Raw genomic sequence first — 5,174 nt, 5'->3', positions numbered from 1 at the left:
GCCGAGGACCTGGCGTTTGCCGAGAGCCGCATCCGGCGCGAGACAATCGCCGCCGAAGACATCCTGCACGACCTGGGCGCGATCTCGATGATGTCGTCCGACTCGCAGGCCATGGGCCGGGTCGGGGAAGTCATCCTGCGCACCTGGCAGAGCGCGCACAAGATGAAGGTGCAGCGCGGCGCGCTGGCGCCCGACACGGCGCGCAACGACAATTTCCGCGTCAAGCGCTACATCGCCAAGTACACCATCAACCCGGCCATCACGCACGGCATCGCGCACGCCGTCGGCTCGCTCGAAACCGGCAAGATCGCCGACCTGGTGTTGTGGAAGCCGGCCTTCTTCGGCGTCAAGCCGTCGATGATTTTAAAGGGCGGCATGATCGCCGCCGCGCAGATGGGCGACCCGAACGCGTCCATCCCCACGCCGCAGCCGGTGCATTACCGGATGATGTTCGGCGCCTATGGCGGCGGCCTGAAAAAATCCTTCACCTTCGTCTCGCAGGCCGCCTACGACGCCGGCATCGGCGAGCGGCTGAAGTTGAACAAGACCCTGATCGTGGCGAAGAACATGCGCACGCTGCGCAAGCGCGACATGATCCACAACAGCGCCACGCCGGTGATGGAAGTCGATCCCGAAACCTATGAGGTGCGCGCCGACGGCGAGTTGCTGGTGTGCGAAGCGGCCGCCGTGCTGCCGATGGCGCAGCGTTACTTCCTGTTCTGAGGCCCAATCATGTTAACTCTGCATACAAAAATCGAACCCGCCGGCATGCGTGACGGCGACGTCTACGCGCAGCTGGTGCTGCCCTATGAGCTGCGCGAAAAATGCCGGCTGCGCGCCACGCTGTCGAATGGCGAGGAGGTCGCCGTGTTCACCGTGCGCGGCACGGTGCTGCGCGACGGCGACCTGCTCACCGGCGAGGAGCGGCGCGTGGTGCGCGTGGTCGCCGCGCCGGAGCCGACCTATCGAGTCAGTTGCGCCGACGCCCACGCGCTGCTGCGCTGCGCCTTCCACCTCGGGAACCGGCACACGCAGGCGCAGGTCGGCGACGGCTTCCTGCGCATCCGCGCCGACGCGGTGCTCAGGGAAATGCTGGCCGGCCTGGGCGCGCGCGTGGAGCAGGAGATGGCCGCGTTCGAGCCGGAGTCCGGCGCCTATGGCGGCGGCCACGGCCACCGCGACGACGCCCACGGACCGCATCTGCTGGCGCCTATCCCGCTGCGCCAGAAAATCCACCGGCCCGGCGACGCGCCGGCGGAAACTCCAGGAGTTGATTCCTGATCTTGATTCCCGATCTTGACCCACGGTCTTGACCCCGATTTCGCGGCCGCCGTCCAGCCATCAGCGTCCACCACCGTTACCGAGCCACCCATGCAAACCGCCGCGCTGCTCCACCTGCTGCAACTGGCCAGTCCGGCCCTGCCGATAGGCGCGTACAGCTATTCCCAGGGGCTGGAGGCGGCGCTGGAAAACGGCCGCGTCCACAACGCCGACACCGCGCGCGCCTGGATCGTGCGCCACCTGCACGACGTGGTCGCGCAATGGGAAGCGCCGCTGTGCTGGCGCCTGATGCAAGCCTTCGCCGCGCGCGACGCCGCGTCCGTGGCGCTGTGGAGCGAGCGTTTCATCGCCTCGTGCGACAGCGCCGAATTCCGCGCCGAGACGATACAAATGGGCTTTTCGCTGAGCCGCTTGATCGCGGAACTCGACATCGCCGATCCCGCCGTGCTGGCGCTGTTGCAGCGCGAGCCGGAAGTGGCCTTGCCGACCGCCTACGCCTGCGCCGTCGACGCGCTGCGCATCCCGCACGACGCCGCGCTGCTGGCGATGCTGTTCACGTGGGCCGAGAACCAGGTGCTGGTGTGCGTCAAATCGGTGCCGCTGGGGCAGGTGGCGGGGCAGCGCATGCTGTTGTCGCTGCGTCCCGAACTGGAGGCGGCCGCGCGCCATGCGCAAACCGTGGCCGATGACGATATGTGCAACTGGGCGCCCGGCCTGTCGCTGCTGTCGATGCAGCACGAGGTGCAGTACAGCCGCCTTTACCGGTCCTGAACGGGGTTGGAACGGCTTCCCACATCAACGCTATAAATAATATAAACGGTATATATCCCATGACGAATCTCACTTCCAATCCGCTGCGGGTCGGCATCGGCGGCCCGGTCGGCTCCGGCAAGACCGCGCTGTGCGAGATGCTGTGCAAGGGCATGCGCGACCATTACGACATGGCCGTCATCACCAACGATATCTACACCAAGGAGGACATGGAAATCCTGCTGCGCGCCAGCGCCTTGCCGGCCGAGCGCCTGATGGGCGTGGAAACGGGCGGCTGCCCGCACACCGCGATCCGCGAGGACGCGTCCATCAACCTGGAAGCGATCGCTCGCATGCAGGCCGACTTCCCGGACCTGGACCTGATCCTGATCGAGTCCGGCGGCGACAACCTGGCCGCCACCTTCAGCCCGGAGCTGTCGGACCTGACGATCTACGTGATCGACGTCGCCGGCGGCGAGAAGATTCCGCGCAAGGGCGGTCCCGGCATCACGCGCTCCGATCTGCTCATCATCAACAAGACCGACCTGGCGCCGCACGTGGGCGCCGATCTGGCCGTGATGGCGCGCGACGCCAAGCAGCAGCGCGGCGAGCGTCCCTTCGTCTTCACCAATTTGCGCAGCGGCGACGGCGTGGCCGTCGTCATCGACTTTATCCGCGAACAGGGCTTGCTGGGCCTGGACCGGCGCTGATCGCGGCGGCCCGCGCCGGACACTTTATTTGGCGCGTGATTCGTCGCTCGATTCCTCGTTCGATCCATCGCGCGCCTCCACGCGCCGCTCGGACAGCACGATAGGCGCCGCGTTGGCGGGATGCAGGCCGAGGTGGCCGTCGTAGGCGCGCCGGATGGCGGCCATGTCGCGTTCCTGGTCGCCGCTCGGGAACACGTGGTCGATCACGCCCAGCGTCTTGTTCGGATAATCGATATACACCAGCACCAGCGGCACCTTGGCCGCCAGCGCCAGATGATAGAAGCCGCTCTTCCAGCTGGGCCGATAACTGCGCGTCGCTTCCGGCGTGATCGCCAGCCAGTACCAGTCGGCCGCGTTCATGCGCTCCGCTTGCAGCCGGATGGTGCCGCTCGGGGTGCCGCGCTCGACCGGTTCGCCGCCCAGCGCGCGGAACCAGTTGCCCAGCGGGCCCTTGAACAGCGTGTCCTTGGCCAGCCAGCGGAACGGCAGCGCCAGCGCCCACTTGCCGAACACGCCGACGATGAAGTCCCAGTTCGACGTGTGCGGATACACGACGGCGATGCCGCGCGGTCCCGGCAGCGGGCGATACAGCATGCGCCAGCCGAACAGGCCCAGCACGCGCAAGGCGCCGCGCTGGCTCCACGTGGGCAGTTCCCGCGGCCGTAGCTGGTATTGCAAATGCGTCGATTGGTCCATGAAAGTCTCCCTGTCTGTTTTATTCGTCCGCGTTGACAGGCAGCGCTGGCCCGTCAAAAAATCCGCGCCCGCATTCTATCCGGGCCGCCTCCGCGCGGCAAGCCTGGCGCATGCGACATGGCCGCCGCGCCGCCGGCGCCAGCGCCGCCCCTGCCAAACGGCAGGGGGTGGGCGGCGCCGATTTGCGGTATCGTAGCATTCCGGCTATCCATCACAAGGACCATCATGACCGCTACCTTCTTCTTCAAATCGTCCGCCGTGGCCGCCGCGCTGGCCACCGCCGGCATCCTAGCGGCGCCCGCGCAGGCCGCCGCGCCGATGGCCAAATTCCAGGCGCCCGGTTTCTACCGCATCATGCTGGGCGATTTCGAAGTGACGGCGCTCAACGACGGCACGCTCGAACTGCCGGTCGACCAGTTGCTGAAAAATCCGCCGGCCAAGACCGCAAAGGCGCTCGCCAAATCGTTCGAGAAAACGCCGCTGGAAACGTCGGACAACGCCTTCCTGATCAACACCGGCAGCAAGCTGATCTTGATCGATACCGGCGCCGGCGCGCTGTTCGGACCGACCCTGGGCAAGCTGGCGGCGAACTTGAAGGCGTCCGGCTATCAGCCGGAGCAGGTCGATGAAATCTATATCACCCATATGCACCCGGACCACGTCGGCGGGCTGGCGGCCGGCGACGTGGCGGTGTTCCCCCACGCCATCGTGCGCATCGACCGCGCCGACACGGAATACTGGCTCAGCCCCATCGAACTGGACCAGTCCAGCGGCCAGCAGCGCGGTTTCTTCCAGGGCGCGCAGGCCTCGCTGGCGCCGTACGTCAAGAGCGGCCAGTTGAAGCCGTTCTCGGGCGACGCCGAACTGTCGCCGGGCATCCGTTCCTACGCCAGCCCCGGCCACACGCCCGGCCACGACAGCTATATCGTCGAGAGCAAAGGCCAAAAGCTGATGCTGCTGGGCGACCTGGTGCACGTGGCAGCGGTGCAGTTCGCCGACCCCGGCGTGACCATCGGCTTCGACAGCGACGGCGCGGCGGCGATGGCGCAGCGCAAGACGGTCTTCGCCGACGCCGCCCGGCAGGGCTACCTGATCGGCGCCGCGCATTTGCAATTCCCGGGGCTGGGCCATATCCGCGCCGACGGCAAGGCCTACGAATACGTGCCGGTGAACTACACGCGCATGCCTTGAGTGCGGCAGTCTAGCAACATAAAAGGATGCCGCGCGCATCCTTTTTTATGTGCATGGTAGAGTGAATGCCTTAAGCGATATCGTTATCAAAAAAATATCTGTATTGTTTTTTTGATGCCAGTCGCCGACGAGGACATTCAATGAGATTAACACCCCGTTTTTGCATGCTGATAGGAAACCGGTCTGAGCTGCAGGAATTGAGCGGGGCGATGGTTGGGTGGGAGGTGGCGCATGCGCCCACCCTGGCCGATGCGCGGCGCCTGCTGCGGCAGCGGCGTTATGCGGTCGGACTGCTGTTGCTCAACGCCGACCACGATAACTGCGGGGCGCTCGACGGTTTCCTGCGCGAACACTGGACGGTGCAGTGGGTCGCGGTGCTGAACGCGAAAACCATGCAGCACGCGGTCTGGCGCCAGCTGGTGCAGGAACATTGCTGCGATTTCCATACCTGGCCGGTCGATCCGTCCCGGCTCGGCCACACCCTGGGCCACGCCCACGGGCTGGCGGCGCTGGGCGGCATCGTCGTGCCGCCGTCCGGCGCCGCCG

The 5,174-nt window shown here is 66.3% G+C and carries 7 protein-coding genes; 6 read left to right on the top strand and 1 reads right to left on the bottom strand.

Going from position 1 to position 5,174, the window contains the following annotated elements:
* The 4 genes from Q0S71_RS24975 to ureG form a co-directional block, all read left to right on the top strand.
* Positions 1–723, top strand: a 723-nt coding sequence (locus Q0S71_RS24975) for an urease subunit alpha (RefSeq protein WP_296001701.1), incomplete at its 5' end; no start/stop codon positions are given.
* Between the two features lie 9 nt (positions 724–732).
* Positions 733–1,281, top strand: coding sequence for an urease accessory protein UreE (gene ureE, locus Q0S71_RS24970; protein ID WP_296001699.1), 549 nt, complete (start codon positions 733–735; stop codon positions 1,279–1,281).
* Between the two features lie 90 nt (positions 1,282–1,371).
* Positions 1,372–2,052: an urease accessory protein UreF gene (locus Q0S71_RS24965; RefSeq protein ID WP_296001697.1), complete on the top strand. Its 681-nt coding sequence runs from the start codon at positions 1,372–1,374 to the stop codon at positions 2,050–2,052.
* Between the two features lie 59 nt (positions 2,053–2,111).
* Positions 2,112–2,741 (top strand): urease accessory protein UreG, encoded by a 630-nt coding sequence (gene ureG / locus Q0S71_RS24960; protein WP_296001695.1) that lies wholly within the window; start codon positions 2,112–2,114, stop codon positions 2,739–2,741.
* A 24-nt stretch (positions 2,742–2,765) separates the two neighbouring features.
* Here ureG and Q0S71_RS24955 read toward each other — a convergent pair whose 3' ends face one another.
* Entirely contained in the window at positions 2,766–3,437 is a 672-nt protein-coding gene (locus tag Q0S71_RS24955) for a 1-acyl-sn-glycerol-3-phosphate acyltransferase (protein WP_296001693.1), read from the bottom strand.
* Positions 3,438–3,662: 225 nt separating this feature from the next.
* On the opposite strand from Q0S71_RS24955, the gene Q0S71_RS24950 reads away from it, so the two are divergent.
* Both Q0S71_RS24950 and Q0S71_RS24945 read left to right on the top strand, forming a co-directional pair.
* Positions 3,663–4,628 (top strand): MBL fold metallo-hydrolase, encoded by a 966-nt coding sequence (locus Q0S71_RS24950; RefSeq protein ID WP_296001692.1) that lies wholly within the window; start codon positions 3,663–3,665, stop codon positions 4,626–4,628.
* 209 nt (positions 4,629–4,837) lie between these two features.
* Positions 4,838–5,174, top strand: a 337-nt coding sequence (locus Q0S71_RS24945) for a VpsR-related response regulator (protein ID WP_296001691.1), incomplete at its 3' end; no start/stop codon positions are given.

The organism is Rugamonas sp. (genome assembly GCF_025354735.1).
GTDB lineage: Bacteria > Pseudomonadota > Gammaproteobacteria > Burkholderiales > Burkholderiaceae_D > Rugamonas.
The sequence above is the reverse complement of the archived record's forward strand: the minus strand, read 5'-3'. Positions and strand labels throughout refer to the sequence as shown.

Bases quoted from the DNA above. Each gene is read 5' to 3' on its own strand.
- Q0S71_RS24965 (WP_296001697.1), top strand. From the start codon at position 1,372: ATGCAAACCGCCGCGCTGCTCCACCTGCTGCAACTGGCCAGTCCGGCC.
- Q0S71_RS24950 (WP_296001692.1), top strand. From the start codon at position 3,663: ATGACCGCTACCTTCTTCTTCAAATCGTCCGCCGTGGCCGCCGCGCTG.
- ureE (WP_296001699.1), top strand. From the start codon at position 733: ATGTTAACTCTGCATACAAAAATCGAACCCGCCGGCATGCGTGACGGC.
- ureG (WP_296001695.1), top strand. From the start codon at position 2,112: ATGACGAATCTCACTTCCAATCCGCTGCGGGTCGGCATCGGCGGCCCG.
- Q0S71_RS24955 (WP_296001693.1), bottom strand. From the start codon at position 3,437: ATGGACCAATCGACGCATTTGCAATACCAGCTACGGCCGCGGGAACTG.